The sequence below is a fragment of the Providencia sp. PROV_01 genome, from assembly GCF_053098325.1.
Genome location: NZ_JBRFKD010000002.1, coordinates 3,678,010 through 3,698,824, shown reverse-complemented (window position 1 = coordinate 3,698,824; position 20,815 = coordinate 3,678,010). Strand labels below are relative to the sequence as shown.

20 protein-coding genes are annotated in these 20,815 nt (G+C 42.2%); 4 read left to right on the top strand and 16 right to left on the bottom strand.

Features of this window, described 5'->3' with window-relative positions; genetic code table 11:
- Positions 1-17 precede the first annotated feature (17 nt).
- From lipB to rsfS, 8 genes are all read right to left on the bottom strand, one after another.
- A complete protein-coding gene (gene lipB, locus ACU696_RS17980) occupies positions 18-581 on the bottom strand; it encodes a lipoyl(octanoyl) transferase LipB (protein WP_231136593.1) in 564 nt (187 codons plus the stop codon).
- Between the two features lie 391 nt (positions 582-972).
- On the bottom strand, positions 973-1,236 hold the full coding sequence (gene ybeD / locus ACU696_RS17975; RefSeq protein WP_004908910.1) for a DUF493 family protein YbeD: 264 nt from the start codon (positions 1,234-1,236) through the stop codon (positions 973-975).
- Between the two features lie 151 nt (positions 1,237-1,387).
- The gene (gene dacA / locus ACU696_RS17970; protein ID WP_110731776.1) at positions 1,388-2,599 is read right to left on the bottom strand and encodes a D-alanyl-D-alanine carboxypeptidase DacA; all 1,212 of its coding nucleotides are present in this window, start codon (positions 2,597-2,599) and stop codon (positions 1,388-1,390) included.
- A gap of 172 nt (positions 2,600-2,771) precedes the next feature.
- Positions 2,772-3,740, bottom strand: a complete 969-nt coding sequence (gene rlpA, locus ACU696_RS17965) for an endolytic peptidoglycan transglycosylase RlpA (protein WP_209101138.1) — start codon at positions 3,738-3,740, stop codon at positions 2,772-2,774.
- Between the two features lie 13 nt (positions 3,741-3,753).
- Positions 3,754-4,866: a peptidoglycan glycosyltransferase MrdB gene (gene mrdB / locus ACU696_RS17960; RefSeq protein ID WP_109913209.1), complete on the bottom strand. Its 1,113-nt coding sequence runs from the start codon at positions 4,864-4,866 to the stop codon at positions 3,754-3,756.
- Positions 4,867-4,903: 37 nt separating this feature from the next.
- Positions 4,904-6,793 carry a peptidoglycan DD-transpeptidase MrdA gene (gene mrdA / locus ACU696_RS17955; RefSeq protein ID WP_004908921.1) on the bottom strand — a complete coding sequence of 630 codons (1,890 nt, stop codon included), beginning with the start codon at positions 6,791-6,793 and terminating at the stop codon, positions 4,904-4,906.
- A gap of 32 nt (positions 6,794-6,825) precedes the next feature.
- The gene (gene rlmH / locus ACU696_RS17950; RefSeq protein ID WP_004908925.1) at positions 6,826-7,296 is read right to left on the bottom strand and encodes a 23S rRNA (pseudouridine(1915)-N(3))-methyltransferase RlmH; all 471 of its coding nucleotides are present in this window, start codon (positions 7,294-7,296) and stop codon (positions 6,826-6,828) included.
- A gap of 2 nt (positions 7,297-7,298) precedes the next feature.
- Entirely contained in the window at positions 7,299-7,625 is a 327-nt protein-coding gene (rsfS, locus tag ACU696_RS17945) for a ribosome silencing factor (protein WP_080641496.1), read from the bottom strand.
- A 344-nt stretch (positions 7,626-7,969) separates the two neighbouring features.
- On the opposite strand from rsfS, the gene ACU696_RS17940 reads away from it, so the two are divergent.
- Positions 7,970-8,614 (top strand): DUF1722 domain-containing protein, encoded by a 645-nt coding sequence (locus ACU696_RS17940; RefSeq protein ID WP_238789255.1) that lies wholly within the window; start codon positions 7,970-7,972, stop codon positions 8,612-8,614.
- On the opposite strand, the gene nadD is transcribed toward ACU696_RS17940, so the two are convergent.
- The 8 genes from nadD to ACU696_RS17900 all read right to left on the bottom strand — a co-directional run bounded on the left by nadD (position 8,602) and on the right by ACU696_RS17900 (position 16,947).
- Positions 8,602-9,267, bottom strand: coding sequence for a nicotinate-nucleotide adenylyltransferase (gene nadD, locus ACU696_RS17935; protein WP_109913207.1), 666 nt, complete (start codon positions 9,265-9,267; stop codon positions 8,602-8,604). The genes ACU696_RS17940 and nadD overlap by 13 nt on opposite strands.
- Positions 9,260-10,291, bottom strand: a complete 1,032-nt coding sequence (gene holA, locus ACU696_RS17930) for a DNA polymerase III subunit delta (protein WP_209101141.1) — start codon at positions 10,289-10,291, stop codon at positions 9,260-9,262. Before holA ends, nadD begins: the two co-directional genes overlap by 8 nt.
- Positions 10,291-10,830, bottom strand: a complete 540-nt coding sequence (lptE, locus tag ACU696_RS17925; RefSeq protein ID WP_004908937.1) for an LPS assembly lipoprotein LptE — start codon at positions 10,828-10,830, stop codon at positions 10,291-10,293. Before lptE ends, holA begins: the two co-directional genes overlap by 1 nt.
- A 30-nt stretch (positions 10,831-10,860) precedes the next feature.
- Positions 10,861-13,443: a leucine--tRNA ligase gene (leuS, locus tag ACU696_RS17920; protein ID WP_109913205.1), complete on the bottom strand. Its 2,583-nt coding sequence runs from the start codon at positions 13,441-13,443 to the stop codon at positions 10,861-10,863.
- A 350-nt stretch (positions 13,444-13,793) separates the two neighbouring features.
- The gene (locus ACU696_RS17915) at positions 13,794-14,519 is read right to left on the bottom strand and encodes an amino acid ABC transporter ATP-binding protein (RefSeq protein WP_004257041.1); all 726 of its coding nucleotides are present in this window, start codon (positions 14,517-14,519) and stop codon (positions 13,794-13,796) included.
- Positions 14,516-15,193: a glutamate/aspartate ABC transporter permease GltK gene (gene gltK / locus ACU696_RS17910; protein ID WP_109913215.1), complete on the bottom strand. Its 678-nt coding sequence runs from the start codon at positions 15,191-15,193 to the stop codon at positions 14,516-14,518. Before gltK ends, ACU696_RS17915 begins: the two co-directional genes overlap by 4 nt.
- A gap of 4 nt (positions 15,194-15,197) precedes the next feature.
- Positions 15,198-15,938 (bottom strand): amino acid ABC transporter permease, encoded by a 741-nt coding sequence (locus ACU696_RS17905; RefSeq protein WP_109913204.1) that lies wholly within the window; start codon positions 15,936-15,938, stop codon positions 15,198-15,200.
- Positions 15,939-16,053: 115 nt separating this feature from the next.
- The gene (locus ACU696_RS17900; protein WP_004908948.1) at positions 16,054-16,947 is read right to left on the bottom strand and encodes an amino acid ABC transporter substrate-binding protein; all 894 of its coding nucleotides are present in this window, start codon (positions 16,945-16,947) and stop codon (positions 16,054-16,056) included.
- Positions 16,948-17,529: 582 nt separating this feature from the next.
- Here ACU696_RS17900 and ACU696_RS17895 point away from each other — a divergent pair.
- Genes ACU696_RS17895 through ACU696_RS17885 form a run of 3 tightly spaced genes read left to right on the top strand, consistent with a single transcriptional unit; the run spans position 17,530 to position 20,789 of the window.
- On the top strand, positions 17,530-17,940 hold the full coding sequence (locus tag ACU696_RS17895) for a hypothetical protein (RefSeq protein ID WP_042851762.1): 411 nt from the start codon (positions 17,530-17,532) through the stop codon (positions 17,938-17,940).
- A gap of 48 nt (positions 17,941-17,988) precedes the next feature.
- Entirely contained in the window at positions 17,989-20,061 is a 2,073-nt protein-coding gene (locus ACU696_RS17890) for a protein-disulfide reductase DsbD family protein (RefSeq protein ID WP_109913203.1), read from the top strand.
- Positions 20,058-20,789 (top strand): DsbA family protein, encoded by a 732-nt coding sequence (locus ACU696_RS17885; protein WP_004908958.1) that lies wholly within the window; start codon positions 20,058-20,060, stop codon positions 20,787-20,789. The genes ACU696_RS17890 and ACU696_RS17885 overlap by 4 nt, the downstream gene beginning before the upstream one ends.
- The last annotated feature ends 26 nt before the right edge of the window (positions 20,790-20,815 follow it).

The following is a 20,815-nucleotide window of genomic DNA, read 5'->3' as shown; positions in this document are numbered from 1 at the left end:
AAAAAATTATAGCATTATTATTGAACAATATGAAATCCCAGTGTGTCACAGAATTGACGAATTAGCACAGGTTGAACATCAGATAATGACACATTGGGAGCAAGATCACTAACCTGAGTCATCTTTAATTCACTGTAACCACAAGGGTTTATGCGATTAAAGGGTTCAAGATCCATACTAATGTTCAAAGCGAGACCATGAAAAGAGCAGCCTTGCCTTATGCGTAATCCAAGAGAACAAATTTTGTCGCCATTCACATAGACACCGGGAGCATCAGGGCGAGGATACGCTGCTATATTAAAGTGGGCAAGGGTATTCACGACGGTATTTTCCAGTGCGGTGACGAGTTCTCTAACACCAATTTTGTTGCGCTTTAAGTTGAGCATCACGTACATCACTTGCTGTCCTGGCCCATGATAGGTGACTTGACCACCTCTATCACTTTGTATAACAGGGATATCACCGGGGGCTAGTACATGCTCTGCTTTCCCTGCTTGACCTTGAGTAAATACGCGAGGGTGTTCAACTAGCCATACTTCATCACACGTATTTTCAGTGCGCTCTTCAGTAAATTGATGCATCGCATCGGATACTTGCTGGTACGGCGCAAGGCCTAATTGACGGATAATTATCGTTCGTTCTGACAATGTTTTAACATCCACCTGAAAAAATTGAGTACTTAGTATAACGCTGGTAGGGGGGGAGTGCTAGTTTTGTCATGTTATGAATATGTTAACGCGATTTTTTTGAGTGAAATATGAAAAAGGTAAAAATTTGGGGACGTTTATATTTTTAGGTTTGGGAATTGATATGAAAAGTTATTTCTCATTAGGCATTTTGATGAAAAACTTATTTTATTTGTACTATCAGCAAGAAAAAATAATTATAAGGCTCTGTAGTGCAGAATAAATAAAAAACTACACCTTAATCGGTTATGGTTAACCTTTGGGATGTAGTTTATTTTTACAGAAATTAAAGTACAACTTTAACTAATTCTAATGCACCTAATTCGCTATACAAAGTTTCCACTTGTTCAATATGGGTGGCATTGATAGTTATAGAAACGGAGTGATAATTCCCCTTGCTGCTCGGTTTTACGTCTGGAGAGTAATCCCCCGGAGCATGACGTTGTATCACTTCAATCACTTGATCAACCAATTCAGGCTGTGCCAAACCCATGACTTTGTAAGTTAATGGGCATGGGAACTCAAGCAGTTCACCTAATTTCGTTTTCATGGGCACTCCTAATTTTTAAATTGGGCTGCTGGCTGAAAAAGATTGGCTGGTATTAAACCAGCCAATGAGATGTATTCATCCAACAAACATTTCGATACTTACTCTATTTCGATATTTACTATATGGGGATGACTTATTTTAGTTTCAAGTCTTAACCAAACCAACGGTGGAAGAGTAATTTAATATAGTCAATTAACCGACTGAAAAAGCCACCTTCTTCAACATCTTTTAATACTGCTAAAGGGTGCTGTTCGATAATTTTACCATCAAGTTGGAAGCTAATAGTACCGACTTGCTGCCCTTTGGTTAATGGGGCTTCTAGCTCAGTTGTAGATAGCTCATAACTGGCTTTTAAATCTTTTAAGCGACCTCGTGGGATGGTGAGGTATAAATCTTCAGTGACACCTAATTTTACTTCATTTTCATCACCAAACCAGACTGGCACACTGGCAAAATCCACATTGGCTTGTAATGGTTTAACGGTTTCATAAAAGCGGAAACCGTAAGTGAGTAACTTTTTACTTTCGGCATCACGGCCTTTGCTGCTTTTACCTCCCATAACAACGGAGATCAGGCGCATATCACCATCGGTTGCGGAGGCGACAAGGTTATAGCCAGCGGCATTAGTATGGCCTGTTTTGATGCCATCAACAGCAAGGCTCTTATCCCACAATAGGCCATTACGGTTTGTTTGGCGGATATTGTTAAAGGTAAATTCTTTTTCTTTATAGATTGCGTACTCATCAGGCACATCACGTACGAGTGCTTGCCCAATAAGTGCCATATCACGGGCTGAGCTGTATTGGCCTTCGGCATCTAAACCATGAACGGTTTGGAAATGGGTATTTTTTAGCCCTAATTTGTTTACATAGCCATTCATTAATTGAACAAAGTTGGCTTGGTCACCCGCAATGTAGTCGGCCATAGCAACACAAGCGTCGTTACCTGATTGCAAGTTAATACCACGAGTTAATTGAGATACGCTAACGCGGTCGCCAGGTTTTAAGAACATCAATGATGAGCCTTTAAACACCGGGTTACCGGTAGCCCACGCATCATTTCCGACCGTGACGATATCATTTTCACCAATTTTACCTGACTTAATTGCTTGACCAATAACATAACTGGTCATCATTTTTGTCAAACTCGCAGGATCGCGGCGTTGGTCGGCATTACTTTCAGCGAGAACTTTCCCTGAATTATAATCAATTAAGATATAAGCTTCTGCATCAATAGGAGGTGCTGCAGGAATTGATGTATTCGGGAAGGTTTCATTAGCATTCGCAATATTAGCAGTCATAAGAAGGAGTGCGGAGCCCAGCACAGTATGACGCACGATGCGTGATGGAGCGACATTATTCATGGTTTTACCATTACATCCGAAATTCGGTTAACACAAGGAGGCGCAGTTTAGCAAAAGAATGGGATAAGAAAAAAGCCACTTTTGCACTGTACCAATGATTTTTTTGTCAGTTTAACATTGCCTAACTTTAGGTTGCATCAAATGTAATGGAGCAACCTAAAGCTACGTTGTACTAAGGCGCAACGACCATTGACGATTGATTTTTTTCAGACTGTAAACGGCCTTGAACCTCAACGGCTTGTTGCCTTGTACTAAATGGTCCTAACTGTACTCGGTAAATGCCATTATAGGGTTGTAACCGCCCAGGAACATTAAACTGTGTTTTCAATTCATTCAGCATATTTTGTGCATTGGTTTGGCTACTAATGGCGCCTGCTTGAACGAGAAAACCACGCTCAGGAACCACTTCTTCCGTTGTTGTTGGTGGTGGCGTTGGTGTTTGTAAGCTCATGTCAGGCATCGTAGGCTGCATCGGCTCTTTTGGTTGCTGAACGGGCAATGTATTTTCTGGCGTTGGCAAGTTCTCCATCACAGGGGTACCCATTGGGCCAGAACCTAATTGCGGGCGCCCCGGCAATGCATAGCTTTGTTTCACAAAATTAGAGCCAACGGTTCCAGTTCCTGACAAGGTGCCGTCTTGAGCGACTTGAATGACATCAATTTTAATTTTTGTCGTTGGCATTAAATTCAGGCGGTCAGCGGTTGCACGTGACACCGCAATACTTTTTCCTGGCGTATAAGGCCCACGATCATTAACACGCACGACCATCATCCGGCCATTCATCATGTTGGTGATGCGGACATAGCTAGGGATCGGTAACGTTGGGTGAGCTGCAGTTAATTCCACTGGATTAACACGTTCACCAATCGCAGTCATATTTCCTGCAGACTCCGCACCATAAATAGACGCATAACCCACTTGGCTAAATTGTGACGGGTCGCGTACGATTTGGTACTGTTGACCATTACGTGAGTAATCATTATTGGCAGTTGGATGATACGGCTCATAATGAGGCTCTGCACCTAATACATCTTGAGTGGGTACATTGGTTGGCACTTGGGCTGGTTGTTTAACTTCGTCTGTCACACAGCCACTAAGTAGCGCGGCGGTGACGCCAAGCATTATCCATTGTAAACGCATACTAAGCCTCATTTTATAAACTTTTGGAAAGGAATTTTCGGTGTGTATGTATCGACATGATAATACCGAATCCAGCCATTAAAACAATCAAAGCGGAGCCCCCGTAGCTCACTAAAGGGAGGGGAACACCAACCACTGGTAATATACCACTGACCATACCGATATTCACAAATACATAGACAAAAAGGATTAAGATCAAACCACCAACCATAACCCGACCAAAAGTATTTTGTGCGCTAGCAGCAATATAAAGCCCACGAATAATCAATAAAAGGTATAAACCAAGTAAAATAAGCACACCGACTAAGCCAAGTTCTTCTGCTAACACGGCAAAAATAAAGTCGGTATGTCTTTCCGGTAAAAATTCAAGTTGTGATTGTGTGCCATGTAGCCAACCTTTACCCATTAATCCACCAGAACCAATCGCAATTTTTGATTGGATAATATGGTAACCAGCGCCTAGTGGATCAGTTTCTGGGTCTAATAACATCATGACACGGGCTCTTTGATAACCATGCATTAAAAAGAACCACAGTAGTGGAATAAAGGCGGCGAGCGCAATGGCGGCAACTGCAATAAGCCGCCAACTCATTCCGGCAAGGAACAAAACGAATAGGCCTGAAGCTGCAACTAAAATCGAGGTACCAAGGTCAGGCTGTGCAGCCACTAATAATGTTGGTACAAAAATCAATACGAGTGCAATTAATGTATTTTTGAATGAAGGAGGGCATAGGTCTCGGTTCATGAAACGAGCGACCATTAAAGGGACGGCAATTTTTGCAATTTCAGAGGGTTGGAACCGAATAAAACCCAAGTCTAACCAGCGCTGTGCCCCTTTACTTATCTGCCCAAAAACATCAACAAAAATCAGTAAAATAACGCAGAAGATAAACAGGTGAGGCGCCCAATTTTCATACATTCTAGGGGGGATCTGCGCCATTACTATCATAACGACGAAGCCTGTCGCTATCTGCCCTAATTTACGCTCCATCATTTCAGGATCTTGGCCGCTAGCACTCCACATAATAAATGCGCTGTATGCAAGCAACGCGATAATAATTAGCAGCATAGGCACATCTATATGCAGACGTGTGGATAACGAAATTTTTTTCTTATCGTCTGTCATATTCTTTATAGCTCATTGTTATTATTAGGATTATGCATCAGCGATCTTCTCCTGCATTAGTTGCTGACACCGCGACTTCAGTACGGTTATCACCAAGAAGAACGTGGTCAAATATTTGCCGCACAATGTCACCGACTGCTGGGCCCGCGCCCCCGTTTTCCAGAATAATTGCAACGGCAATCGTGGGTTTATCATACGGAGCATAAGCAATCATCAATTTGTGGTCGCGTAGGTGCTCAGCAAGTTTACTGGCATTATAGGTTTCATAGCTGAAGACCTGCGCAGTACCTGATTTTGCTGCCGCTTTATAAGGGGTACCAATGAAACTACGGCGTCCAGTACCATTCGGTGCATTAGCGACACCGTACATTCCATGCTTCGCTAGCTCCCAAAAACCGGAATTGATATCGCCAATTTGTTTGGTTTCTTTGTCTTCATAAGGCACCATGGCATTACCCAATTTTGTGCCGTAAAGCAAATGTGGGGTTTTAACTTGGCCATCATTGATTAATGTCATTAATGCTTTTGACATTTGAATTGGTGTTGCTGTCCAATAGCCCTGCCCAATCCCAACTGGAATGGTATCGCCTTGATACCAAGGCTTTTTATAGCGTTTTTGTTTCCATTCACGGGTTGGCATGATACCAGAACGTTCTTCTGCAAGGTCAATTCCGGTATAATCACCAAAACCAAAACGACCCATCCACTCAGAAATACGATCAATCCCCATATCATAAGCCACTTGATAGAAGAAAGTATCCGCTGATTCAATGATTGACTTTGAAACATTCAGCTTGCCGTGCCCCCAGCGCTTCCAGTCACGGTAACGTTTTTCGGAGCCCGGCAATTGCCACCAACCAGGGTCAAAAATGGTCGTATTCGGTGTGATGACCTTTTCACTTAATGCCGCAACAGAAATAAAGGGTTTTACTGTCGATGCAGGGGGATATAACCCTTGAGTTGTTCGGTTAATCAGCGGTCTGTCAGGATTATTTAATAACGCTTGATAATCTTTATTTGAGATGCCGTTTACAAACAAGTTAGAGTCATAACTTGGATTAGATACCAGAGCCAAAATTTCGCCATTACGTGGGTCAGTGACCACTACGGCTGCACGGCTGGTGGTTAACAGTTTTTCGATATAAATTTGTAATTCAAGGTCAATAGTGAGGTAGATATCTCGACCTGCTTGCGGTGGTTGCTCATGCAATTGTCGAATAACGCGACCGCGGCTATTCACTTCCACTTCTTCATAGCCGGTTTTACCGTGTAAGACATCTTCATAATAACGCTCAATACCTAATTTACCGATATCATGACTAGCAGCATAATTAGGTAATAAACCTTCTTTATCAAGACGTTCAACATCTTTGTCATTGATTTTTGCCACATAACCAATCACATGGGTTAATGCTGAACCATATGGGTAAGAGCGTCGTTGGTAACTTTTGACTTCTAAACCGGGAAAACGGTACTGATTAACGGCAAAACGAGCAACTTGAACTTCGTTGAGCTGGGTTTTCAATGCAATAGAGGTAAACCGACGTGAGCGCTTACGCTCTTTTTCAAAATTAGTAATGTCTTCGTCAGTTAAATCTACTACATTACGAAGGTTATCTAAGGTTTCTTGCAGATTACTGACTTTTTCCGGCACGATTTCTAGCTGGTAAAACGTGCTATTAAGGGCGAGTTGAGTCCCTCTGCGGTCATAAATAATCCCACGGCTTGGTGCAATAGGCACCAATTTGATTCGGTTATCATTTGACCGTGTTTGGTAATCTTCGTGGCGGACAATTTGTAAGTGATACAAATTGGTCACAAGAATAGACGTTAAAATGACAATCACACCGAAGGCGATAAGCGCTCGGCGGATAAATAAAACTGATTCAGCGGTATGGTCGCGAAAAGGGGTGCGTTGTGTTTTCATCCCATTGCCATTTTGAACATATTTAAACCTGACTATTCCCTGTGATAAGGGTGGTTAGTCGTAATACTCCATGCGCGATAAAGACTCTCGGCAACAAGAACACGAACCAGTGGATGGGGGAGCGTTAGTGGTGATAGTGACCAACTTTGCTCTGCCGCCGCTTTACAAGCAGGTGCAAGGCCTTCGGGACCACCGATTAATAAGCTGACATTACGGCCATCTTGTTTCCATTTATCGAGTTGTACGGCAAGTTTTGGGGTGTCCCAACGATCGCCTGGAATATCCAAGGTGACGATGCGATTTCCTTTACCTACAGCTGCGAGCATTAATTCGCCTTCTTTTTCTAGAATGCGTTTTATATCTGCATTTTTCCCGCGTTTTCCTGCAGGGATTTCCGTTAATTCAAATGGCATATCTTTAGGAAAACGGTGGAGGTAATCCATAAAGCCGGTCTGGACCCAGTCCGGCATTTTTGTTCCAACGGCGATGAGCTGTAATTTCAAACTCAGCTCCAGAGCTTTTCTAATTCATACATACGACGACTCTCATCTTGCATAATATGAACAATGGCATCGCCAAGGTCGACGACTATCCAATCAGAAATACCTTGCCCTTCAACACCTAATGGCATTAAACCATTTTTACGGCAAGCTTCGATTAACCTGTCAGCGACTGACATCAAATGGCGACTTGATGTCCCTGTACAGATGATCATCTGATCGGTAATACTTGATTTCCCTTGAACATCGATAGTAATGATATCTTCTGCTTTAGCATCATCAAGCTGATCGATAATAAATTGTTGGAGTTCAGTTCCTTGCAAAAGGTTCACCTTTTATTCAAATAAACAGAATATCACGTTAAACACTGTTTGTAGTTTGTAGATAAAATAATCGCTGATAACAAAGTAAACATATTAACAGCCCTGCTATTTTACCCTAGATTTTAAGAAAAATCGGCTAAATTATTTTTTATTCATCGTGGAGTGAAATTTATAGGGATATCCGTACATTTGAGCAAGAAGTTTGTGCTAACTTTACAAAATAACGCTAAAAACTGTACTCCTGACAAATATTTTAGAATGAGACGTGTATTGTGCAAATAATTAAACCAAAAGTTTTTATATTTGAAGGAATTAATCATCTATCCGCTAATATTCATCCACAGGTGAATTCTATGGTTGAATTTGTAACGAACCTCACCCATGAGCGGATGCAAAATAAAGTTAATGGTATTATTTGCTCTAGACAGCAACTTGTTAAATTACAAGGATTATTCCCTGCGAATATTCCGATATTAACGGATGATAAGCTACAAGATATAGCGTTGTGGGACTGCTTTTTAACGAAATTGTATACGATAGAAAGATTAGATGGTTTATATAACGATTTAACACATCACAACATGATTCAATTTCATAGTTGCCATAAATATCTCATCATGGCGTATTCACCTATTGGCTATCAGTATACAGGGCGTTTAGTGGCGAGTATTAAAAGTAGTACCGACCTTGTGTGTTTTTTTAATCAATATAAAGCCTGTTTAATGGAAATATTGGCGGCAGTGCCAGCAAAAAACATTGAAGTTAATGCGTTGAGCCATATGCAAGGCTATTTCAAACATAAAGCCACGAAAGATGAGAAAAAACGCTTATTATGGCTGATTAATGACTATTTAGCGGGTAATTTACCACTAAACAGGCCATTAGAGATGATGAAGCAATTGCTTGTTCAATACCCAGACAGCTATTTAATGGAGCAAGTTATTTTTGAGCCATATCCTAATAGTTGTTCAATAAGAGAGTTCCCTTATTGTTGGTAAAGGTGCTGTTGATGAATATATTGCAAAACCGCATCTGGAATTAATTCGTGACAAGAGTCGCCCGAGCTTAATTTTTCGCGGATCTCTGTTGCAGAGATATTTACCAATGGGGTATCCCCAATAAAAATGTACCCATTGGCCGTTTGATTTAAAGCAATCGGGTCTGTTGTTTGATGTTCTAACAGCCAGTTTTGCATTATAGGGTCGGAAAATTGAGTGGCATACCCCGGACGCGAACAGACTAATAGATGACAGTTATCTAAAATTCGATCCCAACCGTACCATTTATTAATCGACAATAAAGAATCTTGACCAATAATAAACGCAAGGGGCTTTTCTGGCCCAATTTCTTGACGTAGTTCAGCGAGAGTTTCTATCGTATAAGAAGGGCTATTTTTCGCTAATTCACGCGTATCGATAGCAAATAAAGGGTTATCCTGTATTGCTAACTTCACCATTTCTAAACGTTGTGATGGAGTTGCTTCTGGTTGTGGGCGATGGGGGGGAACGTGGTTTGGTAGCAAGATCACTTTTTCGAGCCCAACTTGCTGAGCAAGGGCTTGCACAGGGCGTAAATGGCCAAAGTGAATGGGGTCGAATGTTCCACCGAATAACGCTAGTAAGTTATGCTGTTTTGAAAATGAATTACTCATGAATAAAATTCTCTGCAAATGCTTTGCCGCATAATAGCATAGACAGTGATTGCAGGTCAGGCCATGGAGAATGGCTAAAATCTTGTTTTATATTGATTTCTGCTTGCGTTAATAACATTAATGCGGATTGCAATTGATGCAGTGTTAAGCGTTGTAAGGCTTCAGTGAGCACACCTCGGCGGTTTTGCCAAACTTTGTGCTGATCAAACAATGTTTTTAATGGGGTTGTTACAGATTGGCGTTTCAATGTAATTAGCAGCATCAGATCGCGTTGGATTGAGCGCAATAATATAACGGGCTCAACATCCTCTTGTTGCAGTTGCTCTAAAATATGCCAAGAACGGCGCGATTTACCAGCCAATAGGGCATCAACCCAATGATAGGGCGTAAAATGCGCAGAATCATTCACGGCACTTTCGACACGAGGGTAGGTGAGTTTACCATCAGGATAAAGAAGGGATAGCCGTTCAAGTGCTTGCGCTAAGCCAAGTAAATTCCCTTCATAACAATAGCAAAGTAGTTGGTTAGCTTCGGTTTCTAAAGAAAGCCGCATACTGTAGGCGCGTTTAGAAACCCATTGTGGTAACCGTTGATATTCAGGGGTCAGGCAACTGATATAAATGGCGTCTTGGCTAATCGCTTTAAACCAAGCACTGTTTTCTTGTGCTTTCGTGAGTTTATGGCCGCGTAACACAAGAAGTAGGTCTGAATGGAGTAGCTGCGCCAGTTGATTCAACTTTTCTGCCATGGCAGCGTTAGGGCCATTTTCAGGCAACAGCAGAGTGAGTGTTTGGCGGCTAGCAAACAGGCTTAAAGCTTGACAGAGACTAAAAATTTCATCCCAGTCAGTATTTTGCTCAAGAGAAAACGAAAAATGTTCCTCAAAGCCTTGTTCTTGTGCCGCTTTGCGGATGGCATCTTGGCTTTCTTGAAGAAGAAGGGGCTCATTGCCCCATATGAAATAGCGGCCTCTTAGAGACTCTTGTAACGAAGAGGCCAGCTGTTCAGGGTAGATACGCGTCATTATGGTTGAGTATTCGCATCAGCCGCTTGGTTTTTTGCCTTCTCAAGTTCTGCTGAATGAACAAGCAATAATTTACGTACAATATTACGTGCAGCTTGTTCTTGCATTTCTTGTCTTACAATTTCTTTTTCAGCATCTTTCGCAAGCGCTTCTAAAGGGTTGTCGAAGAAAGTGCGTTCAACACGGCTTTGTAAAGGATAGATAGCTCCATCAGGCATCAACACTTGCACATTCATTACCAGTGTTAATTGTTTCTCTGCCGCTTTACCATCTTGATAAACGGACACAGTTTCAGTGTTTTCATTAGAGCTCAAAACTTTCAAAATGGGGACACCGGCTCTTCCCGTTTCGAGAATGGTCACGTTATTGAGCCGCAGTTGCTCCCTAAGCGCCCTTGTAAGGTAGCCATATGGGTCACTTGAACTTAGCTGCAATGTTCTCAGTTCCTCAGGAATTTGAGTTGTTCCTTGAAGACGAAAACCGCAACCTGCGGTGACTAGTACCGCTAAGCTCAAAAATAAAGTTATCAGATAACGCACCTGGCCTCCTTATCAGCCAATAACCTAATATTAACCTACAACAAGGTTAAGCAATTTGCCTGGGACATAGATTACTTTGCGGATGCTAACACCTTCAAGGTATTTCGCTACGCTCGGTTCATTTTTTGCCATATCTAGGACAAATTCTTGGTTTGCATCAGCCGGAACGGTAATGCGACCACGAACCTTGCCATTAACTTGAACGACAACCAGTTTGGTATCGTCAATCATGGCTGTTTCATCAGCAACTGGCCATTGTGCGAAATCGATGTCTGTTTGGTGACCGAGCGCTTTCCACATTTCAAAGCAAGCATGTGGAATGATTGGAGATAGCATCAGTGTGATTGCTTCGAGAGACTCTTGTACTAATGCACGGTCTTGCTCAGTTTCCTGTGGTGCACGAACTAATTTGTTCAAGAATTCCATGATAGCGGCAATCGCAGTGTTAAATGCATAACGACGACTGAAATCATCGGAGACTTTCGCGATTGTTTTGTGCAGGTCACGACGTAAGTCTTTTTGTTCTGGTGTTAATGTGCTGATATCTAAAGGTGAAGTTGCACCTTTTTGTGAATGCTCATGCACTAAACGCCAAACGCGACGCACGAAGCGGTTAGCCCCTTCAACGCTGGATTCTTGCCACTCAAGGGTTAACTCTGGTGGAGCAGCAAACATCATAAACAGACGAACAGTATCCGCACCGTATTTTTCGACCATTAATTGAGGGTCAATACCGTTGTTTTTCGACTTAGACATTTTGCTCATGCCGGTATACACCAGCTCATGACCTTCATTGTCTACCGCTTTAGTTATACGGTTTTTGTCGTCACGTTCAACAATGGCATCGGCTGGGGAAACCCAAACACGTTGGCCATCGCTACCTGTGTAGTAGAATGCATCAGCCAGCACCATGCCTTGGCACAGTAAGCGTTTTGCTGGTTCATCGGAGTTGACTAACCCTGCATCACGCATCAACTTATGGAAGAAGCGGAAATACATTAAGTGCATGATGGCGTGTTCGATACCACCAATATATTGGTCAACCGGTAACCAGTAGTTTGCTGCCTCAGGGTCTAACATGCCGTCGTCATATTGCGGGCAGGTATAACGAGCATAGTACCAAGAAGATTCCATGAAGGTATCGAAGGTATCGGTTTCACGTAATGCAGGTTGACCATTAATGGTCATTTTAGCCCATTCAGGATCTGCTTTAATCGGGCTTGTAATACCGTTCATTACGACATCTTCTGGCAAAATGACAGGTAACTGATCTTCAGGAACCGGAACCACAGTGCCATCTTCCAATGTTGCCATTGGGATTGGAGCACCCCAGTAGCGTTGACGTGAAACACCCCAGTCACGTAAGCGGTAGTTTACCTTGCGTTGACCAGCACCCAGAGCAACGAGTTTATCTGAAATAGCATTGAAACCCGCTTGGTGGTCTAATCCACTGAATTCACCTGAGTTAATCAGTGCATTTTTCTCAGTCATCGCTTCTTGGGATAAATCAGGCTCGTTGCCATCAGCATCGGCAATAACCGCTTTGATGGGTAAGTTGTATTTGTGGGCGAATTCCCAGTCACGTTGGTCGTGAGCAGGAACGGCCATAACTGCGCCAGTACCGTATTCCATTAAAACAAAGTTAGCGACCCAAATTGGCAGTTTTTCTTGGGTTAATGGATGAATAACGAATAAGCCGGTTGCCATGCCTTTTTTATCCATGGTCGCCATATCCGCTTCCGCAGTTTTGGTGTTACGGCATTCATCAATAAATTGGGCTAATTCAGGGTTATTTGTCGCGGCTTCTTTAGCCAGAGGGTGACCCGCTGCAACAGCCACATAAGTTGCCCCCATAAAGGTATCAGGGCGAGTGGTATAGACTGTTAAGGTTTCATCACGGTCTGCAACATTGAATGTGATCTCAGTCCCTTCGGAACGGCCGATCCAGTTGCGCTGCATGGTTTTGACTTGCTCTGGCCAGTCATCTAATTTGTCGAGGTCGTTGAGCAGCTCTTCTGCGTAGTCGGTAATTTTAATAAACCACTGTGGGATTTCTTTGCGCTCAACAGGGGTGTCACAACGCCAGCAGCAGCCATCAACCACTTGTTCATTCGCCAAAACAGTTAAGTCGTGAGGGCACCAGTTAACCGCAGAGGTTTTTTTGTACACTAAACCTTTTTCATACAGTTTAGTAAAGAACCATTGTTCCCAACGGTAATATTCAGGAGTACAAGTGGTGACTTCGCGATCCCAATCGTAACCGAAACCGAGCATTTTTAGCTGGTTTTTCATGTAATCGATATTGGCGTAAGTCCATGGCGCAGGAGCAGTATTATTTTTAACCGCAGCACCTTCAGCAGGTAGACCAAACGCATCCCAACCAATTGGTTGGAGAACGTTTTTCCCCAACAAACGTTGGTAACGAGAGATAACGTCACCCATGGTGTAGTTACGTACGTGGCCCATGTGTAGTCGACCAGAAGGGTAAGGTAGCATGGACAGGCAATAGTATTTTTCTTTGCTGTTGTCTTCTGTCACTTTGAAAGTTGCTTTTTCATCCCAGTGACGCTGTACTTTAGGCTCTATATCTTCTGGACGATATTGTTCTTGCATGGCACCGATAATCCTATGGTGAATAAAGGCTACATCTGTAGCGTGAATGTCTTTCTTAATTGAGATCCGCATAGCATAGCGGATCTACACCGAAAACAACAATAGTTGATTAGCTGAACCTAATAGGGGGAAGCTGGATATTGTTTTTCGGGGAACGGATCAGGATATTTAACGCTGATAACCAAACAACTTAACTAAAAAACCAGTGAAATGGTAGTGGTTTCGTGAACTATTTCAAATTCAGCAAGTTGTTGTTGATTTATTCGCTTAGGCAATACTCATAGTGCAACAATATTGTCCCGCATGAATGTGTGTTAAGGCTAGGGAGCCTAATGGCTCCCTGAGAAAGATTAATGGAGAATTTTTGCGAGGAAATCTTTTGCACGATCAGATTGTGGGTTAGCGAAAAAGTCTTCTTTTTTACTGTCTTCGACAATCTTGCCTTCATCCATAAAAATAACGCGATTAGCCACTTTTTTGGCGAAGCCCATTTCATGGGTCACCACCATCATGGTCATTCCTTCATTGGCGAGCTCAACCATAACATCGAGTACTTCATTGATCATTTCAGGGTCAAGGGCCGATGTTGGTTCATCGAACAACATGGCGATAGGATCCATACACAGCGCTCGAGCAATAGCGACACGTTGTTGTTGTCCCCCTGAAAGCTGAGCTGGGAATTTATTGGCATGACTGGATAAACCCACGCGTTCCAATAATTTCAAACCTTTTGCTTCAGCTTCTTTTTTATCGCGGTTTAATACTTTAACTTGCGCCAATGTCAGATTTTCAATAATCGACAAATGAGGAAATAGCTCGAAGTGTTGGAATACCATCCCAACTTTAGAGCGAAGTTTTGCAAGGTCAGTTTTTTTGTTATTAACTTGAATATCATTCACAAAAATCTCACCCTGTTGAATTGGTTCTAAACCATTTACTGTTTTTATTAATGTGGATTTACCAGAACCAGATGGCCCGCACACAACCACAACTTCACCTTTTTTAACTTCAGTTGTGCAGTCTGTAAGCACCTGAAACTGGCCATACCATTTGGATACATTTTTCAGGGTTATCATGAAACAGTCCTTTTCTTAAGATAATTCACTAACATAGAAGCGCCAAAACTGATAATAAAGTACACCAGACCCGCAAACAGTACCATCTCTACTTGTGTCCCATCACGCTCACCAATATTGGTGGCAGTACGGAAAAAGTCTGTCAAACTGAGTACATACACGAGGGATGAGTCCTGAAACAGAACAATTCCTTGAGTTAACAACAGCGGCACCATGGCTTTAAAGGCTTGCGGTAATACCACGAGCCGCATGGTTTGCATATTTGTCATTCCCAAAGCTAACGCCGCAGAAGCTTGTCCTCGTGAAATACTTTGAATACCCGCACGAATAATTTCAGAATAATAAGCGGCTTCAAAAAGAGAGAAGGCTATCATTGCAGAAATTAAACGAATATCATTTTTTGGTGATAAGCCTAGAACATTTTGTAATAAGCTAGGAACGATTAAGTAGAACCACAGCAAAACCATAACCAACGGAATAGAACGGAATGTATTCACATACAGGGCTGCAAACCAGCTGATTGGCTTGAATGTGGATAACCGCATCACGGCCAAAACCGTTCCCCACAAAATTCCCACCACTATCGCGGTCAGTGTAATTTTCGCAGTGACAATGAAGCCATCGATTAAAAAGGGCATACTCGGAGCAATTGAGCTCCAATCAAATTCATACATCATTTTATCGCCCTCCAATGGTGCCTGGTAAGCGAACTTTGCGCTCTAATAACGTCATCAAAATCATGATAATGACGTTAATACCGACATAAGCTAATGTAATTGCGGTAAAGGATTCCCATGCGTGAGCAGAATAGTCCAATAGCTTTCCTGCTTGTGCTGCCATATCGACTAAGCCAATGGTTGACGCAATGGCTGAGTTTTTAACCAAGTTCAACATTTCTGAGGTCATTGGTGGCAAAATGACCCGATAGGCATTGGGTAATAGAACGTAGCGATAGGTTTGTGGCAAAGTGAGCCCCATTGCGAGTGCGGCACTTTTTTGCCCTCTAGGCAGTGACTGAATGGCTGCACGTACTTGCTCAGTCATTCGTGCTGCGGTGAATAACCCAAGGCAAAGCATTGAGGAAATAAAGAATTGGTAGTTAGGATCTAATTCCATTTTAAACCAATCCCCGATTGAACGAGGGAGAAGTTCTGGAATAACTAAATACCAAGTAAAAAATTGTACGATAAGCGGTACGTTACGGAATAACTCTACGTAAGCGGTACCTAAAAAAGCTAAAAAGCGGTTAGGTACGGTACGTAAAATACCGAAAAATGAACCGACTAAAAATGCGATGATCCAGGCGCAAATAGAAAGTGTTACGGTGACTTCGAGGCCAGATATTAACCACCCTAAGTAGGTGGTATTCCCAAAAGGGGCTTCCTGAAGGAAAATCCCCCAATTCCAATTAATAGACATAATATTGACTTCCTGTGGGCAATGAAATTCCCGAATACTGTCGTAAAAGAGGATGCAAGGCGGGGAACGACCGCCTTGCAATTCTTACTTCAGTAATACCCTGTTTGTCTTTTTATTAGTTTAATGCTTTATCATTTGGTTCTTTAAATAAGGCTTTCATTTCATCGGATAACGTAAATTTCAGGTTCAGATTTTTCGGAGGAATAGGTTGGTTGAACCAGCGATCAAAGGATTTTTCAGCGACACCTGATGTTTGTGCATTCGCAATGGTTTCATCGATAAGCGCTTTAAATTGAGGGTCATCTTTACGCAACATACAGCCATAAGCTTCTTCGGTTTGCGGCTTGCCAACGATTTCCCAGATATCCGGTTTCTTCGCTTTTGCACGCTCACCTGCTAACAACGCATCGTCCATCATAAAGGCAACAGCACGACCTGATTCTAAGGTACGGAACGAATCACCATGGTCTTTCGCACTGATAATGCGCATTTTCATATTTTTTTCATCATTTAACTGATTCAACAGAATTTCAGAAGTTGTACCTGAGGTCACGACGACATTTTTACCGGCTAAGTCAGCAAAGTCTTTCACACCAGAGTCACCTTTAGTGAGTAAGCGCGTCCCAACCACAAAGATTGTGTTAGAGAAAGCGGCTTGTTTTTGTCTTTCTACATTATTGGTTGTTGAACCACATTCAAAATCAAATGTGCCATTTTGCAGGAGTGGAATACGGTTTTGTGATGTGATTGGAATGAGTTTGACTTGCAGATCAGGCATGTTTAATTTTTTCTTCACTGCATCAACAATGGCATTTGAATAATCCTGTGAGTAACCAACCACTTTCTGGCTATTATCATAGTAAGAGAAAGGTACGGAAGATTCACGATGACCAACAACTATTACACCGTTGTCTTTGATTTTTTTCAGGGTGCCGTTTAACTCCTCTGCTTGGACTGCGCAGGTTGCACCTAAAATCATCATCGATAATACAAGTTTACTTATACGCATAGTTACAACTCCTTTAGAACATCGGTGTAAACCCGTTGTAATTTTTAAGGTGCTATCGCGAGATAACGCCTGAATTACTGTGGTTTCGTAGTGTTGTGTTTGCAAATATTTCGCAGATTTAGACAATTCCGCGATTATCCGCTATATGTTTTATTGTTGTTAAAAAGTAATTAAATTTGTTAATTAATGAAAACGAATTGTTTCAATTTCGGGAGCTGTCTCGCATATTATTTGGGTAATTTTTGAATTACCGCACTAACATGGTGATTTACCATCTAAAATTGTCTTAAATTGATAATCATGCACTGTTAAGGTGCAAGTTATCTTCGTTTCATGCCATATATTAGATAAAGCAATTTGCGTGCCTAGTTTTGGTAGAACTGCATTTTTGTTTACTGAAAAAGAGGGTGATATTTGTAAAGTTAGCTGATGGCACTTGTACGGAATGTTTTGCTGTGTAAGATGTAACCTCTATTTAACTTATAGATGGGGTAACGGTATTAGTCAAAGATAGGTTTTTATCGTTATGGTTGTCAAAGTCGCATAATTAGTGTTATTTCAGGAAGTTATACCAAGATGCGCATGAACAGGCATTTAAAATTAGGTAAAGGATTAGTGATATTCGCCTGTCTGATGGTATTGGTTTGTATGAATCAACGTGCCGTCGGAGAGCGTTTGCTCGCCAATTTTTTTGTGCCAGATGTATTAGCGCAAGCACAAATTAACACGGGTACTCACGTTTCTTATATCGATCAGTCACAGGTAAAACAAAGTGATAGCAGCGGTACACATCTTTCCAGCTGTGAACTGAGTGCTAAGTCATTAATGACTTTGTTACCTGCTGTTCTTGAACCATTCTTCTTCATGTTTCTTTCTTTGGCTGCGCTAACTTTATTTTGTACTAATCTATTTATATCTAGAGCAAATAATGAAGAAAAGCATGCCCCTCCAAGAGTCAGACGACACTTACAATTTTGTAATCTTCGGAATTAGCACACAACGGATAGGGACTCGTTTGTGTAATTTATTCTGGAGGAAACAATGCGTTTTTTAATTAATTCATTTTTTATATTTTTTGCACTATTTTCGAGCAGTTTATACGCTGCAGATACGGGGTGGTTGCAACCTGCGAATACGGGGTGGATGAATGACAACACTCCACGGCATGCGCAGGTCAGGTTATTAAGTTCGGCACAGGAAAATGGCAAAATCGACATTTTGCTCGATGTAAAACTTGATGACGGGTGGAAAACCTATTGGCGTTCGCCTGGCGAAGGTGGAGTCGCACCTGAAATTGTATGGTCGTCACCTGTTGAATCAACAGATTGGCAATGGCCAACACCTGGTCGCTTTGATGTCGCGGGTGTTTCAACTCAAGGCTATATGGGAGATATTGTTTTCCCCATTACAGTCACAAGTAATGAAAAGCTCGATAAACTTGCTGGAACACTCACGTTATCAACCTGCAGTAATGTGTGTATTTTAACCGATTACCCGTTTGAACTCGATTTAACAGAGCCAGCTCCTGCTGACTTTACTTGGGCATTTAACCAAGCCAAAGGGGCGGTTCCACCATCTAGTGGCTTAGTAGAGCAAACCAAAGTTGGCTTTACCAATGATAAGCTAATCATTGAATTACAAAAAAGTTCAGGAAATTCGTGGGAACAACCTAACATTTTTACTGATGTGGTTGAAGGTGCAGCATTAGGCGTGCCTGTAATAGAGACAACAGGCAATCATTTAACAGCAACAATAGATGTTGGTGATGATTGGGGAGGCGAGTCTCCCGATTTAACCGGTAAAACAGTTTCTTTTGTGGTTGCAGATGGCGAAATTTCGCAGCAAATTAGTCATCAAGTGAGTACATTTACTGGCACGATAGCATCAAAAGTGAGTGGTGCTTCGTTATGGCAGGTGATGCTATTTGCACTTTTGGGGGGCTTGATCCTTAATCTGATGCCATGCGTTCTGCCTGTGTTAGCGATGAAACTTGGCTCTGTATTGATGGTGCCTCATGGTGAGCAAAATACCATTCGCCGTCAGTTTTTATTGTCATCTCTTGGTATTTTAGTTTCCTTTTGGTTACTGGCGCTATTGATGACGTTATTACGAGTCGGTCAACAAGCTGTTGGTTGGGGTATTCAGTTCCAAAACCCATGGTTTATCGGTTTTATGGTATTGGTAACAGCGCTATTTACTGCAAATTTATTTGGCTTATTTGAAATCAACTTAGGTAGCAAGGCCAATACACGCTTGGCAACAGCTGGGGGGCATGGTAGCAGCGGTCATTTTTGGCAAGGGGTATTCGCGACATTATTGGCAACACCTTGCTCTGCACCATTTTTGGGCACAGCCGTAGCATTTGCACTGGCAGCGCCGATGGAAGAGTTGTGGTTGATCTTCACCGCATTAGGTATCGGTATGAGTTTACCGTGGTTACTGATCGCTGCTTTTCCGGCTATCTCTCGCTTACTACCAAAACCAGGTATGTGGATGCTGAAATTACGCGCCATACTAGGGTTAATGATGCTGGTATCTAGCTTATGGTTAATTAGCTTATTAATACCACATTTTGGTGTGCCTACTTCGACGGCGATTGCTGTCATTTTCTTAGTATTATTAGTTGTTTTTATCGCGATAAAACGAGGTGTAAGGGCAGCTATCTTGCCATTCATATTATTTGCCGTTTTTGCTGGTGGGTTTGTTTGGATGACGCAAGAACAGCATTCCGGCAGCCGTTCTCTCGTTAAAGATACCGTAAATTGGCAACCTTTGACTGAGCAAGCGATTACGGCTGCGCTGGCGGATAACAAGCGCGTCTTTATTGATGTTACTGCTGAATGGTGTGTGACTTGTAAGGCAAATAAATACAATGTACTACTGAGAGATGATATCCAACAGCTACTTAGTGAACCTGATGTTGTTGCTTTACGGGGTGATTGGACCAAACCTTCACCTGAAATTACGGCATTTTTACAAAAACGTGGGCAGGTCGCTGTTCCATTTAATCAAATTTATGGCCCTAACTTGGCCGAAGGCGAAGTACTGTCAACAATACTTGACCGTGAATCGCTAATATCCGTTATGAATCAGGCCAAAGGAGCCACAAAATGAAAAAAACAATCTTAGCCGTTTTATTTTCGTCGCTAATGATGGGGTCAGTAGCACAAGCGGCACCTTTAAGTGCAGACCAAGAAGCGCAAGTGCGTAAATTAGTGCGTGATACTTTGATTGAAAACCCAGAAATTTTGGAAGAAGCGATTGTTGCCCTGCAAGCTAAACAAGGGGAAAGACAACAAGCCCAAATGAAAGAAACGTTAAAAGCGGAGCACGATGCTTTGTTTAATGACCCAACCAGCCCGCGTATCGGTAAAAAAGATGCCAAGTTAGTTTTGGTTAATTTTACTGATTTTAACTGCCCATTCTGTAAGCGTTTCGACCCACAACTGATGGATCTTGTGAAAAAATACCCTGATGATGTGGCTGTGGTAATTAAATACTTACCATTTAAAGGCCAGACTTCAATGGATTCAGCTCAGTTAACCATGACGCTGTGGCAAGAAGACCCGAAAGCATTTGAAGCTCTACACCACAAATTTATGCAAAAACAAGGCATGCTATCAGATGCCAATATCAAAGATGCGCTTAAAGCGACAGGAAACGATAAACTGAAAGCCAGTGATAAGAGCCGTGATGGCATTCGCACCAATATGATGTTGGCAGAGAAATTGGGTGTGAATGGTACGCCAGCAACATTGGTAGGTGATGAGTTGATCCCAGGTGCTATTGATGCACAGCAGTTTGAGGCGGTAGTGAAGGAGCAGTTGGCTAAGCTCAAATAATCCTCGTTATCCTCGTCATATTTCGC

Excerpts from the sequence above, each read along its gene's own strand:
- holA (WP_209101141.1), bottom strand. The coding sequence starts at position 10,291 with ATGACGCGTATCTACCCTGAACAGCTGGCCTCTTCGTTACAAGAGTCT.
- mrdA (WP_004908921.1), bottom strand. The coding sequence starts at position 6,793 with ATGAAAACACAACGCACCCCTTTTCGCGACCATACCGCTGAATCAGTT.
- ACU696_RS17895 (WP_042851762.1), top strand. The coding sequence starts at position 17,530 with ATGAACAGGCATTTAAAATTAGGTAAAGGATTAGTGATATTCGCCTGT.
- ACU696_RS17905 (WP_109913204.1), bottom strand. The coding sequence starts at position 15,938 with ATGTCTATTAATTGGAATTGGGGGATTTTCCTTCAGGAAGCCCCTTTT.
- ACU696_RS17885 (WP_004908958.1), top strand. The coding sequence starts at position 20,058 with ATGAAAAAAACAATCTTAGCCGTTTTATTTTCGTCGCTAATGATGGGG.
- lipB (WP_231136593.1), bottom strand. The coding sequence starts at position 581 with ATGCATCAATTTACTGAAGAGCGCACTGAAAATACGTGTGATGAAGTA.
- leuS (WP_109913205.1), bottom strand. The coding sequence starts at position 13,443 with ATGCAAGAACAATATCGTCCAGAAGATATAGAGCCTAAAGTACAGCGT.
- ACU696_RS17915 (WP_004257041.1), bottom strand. The coding sequence starts at position 14,519 with ATGATAACCCTGAAAAATGTATCCAAATGGTATGGCCAGTTTCAGGTG.
- rlpA (WP_209101138.1), bottom strand. The coding sequence starts at position 3,740 with ATGCGTTTACAATGGATAATGCTTGGCGTCACCGCCGCGCTACTTAGT.
- nadD (WP_109913207.1), bottom strand. The coding sequence starts at position 9,267 with ATGAGTAATTCATTTTCAAAACAGCATAACTTACTAGCGTTATTCGGT.
- ACU696_RS17940 (WP_238789255.1), top strand. The coding sequence starts at position 7,970 with ATGGTTGAATTTGTAACGAACCTCACCCATGAGCGGATGCAAAATAAA.
- ACU696_RS17890 (WP_109913203.1), top strand. The coding sequence starts at position 17,989 with ATGCGTTTTTTAATTAATTCATTTTTTATATTTTTTGCACTATTTTCG.
- ACU696_RS17900 (WP_004908948.1), bottom strand. The coding sequence starts at position 16,947 with ATGCGTATAAGTAAACTTGTATTATCGATGATGATTTTAGGTGCAACC.
- dacA (WP_110731776.1), bottom strand. The coding sequence starts at position 2,599 with ATGAATAATGTCGCTCCATCACGCATCGTGCGTCATACTGTGCTGGGC.
- gltK (WP_109913215.1), bottom strand. The coding sequence starts at position 15,193 with ATGTATGAATTTGATTGGAGCTCAATTGCTCCGAGTATGCCCTTTTTA.
- ybeD (WP_004908910.1), bottom strand. The coding sequence starts at position 1,236 with ATGAAAACGAAATTAGGTGAACTGCTTGAGTTCCCATGCCCATTAACT.
- mrdB (WP_109913209.1), bottom strand. The coding sequence starts at position 4,866 with ATGACAGACGATAAGAAAAAAATTTCGTTATCCACACGTCTGCATATA.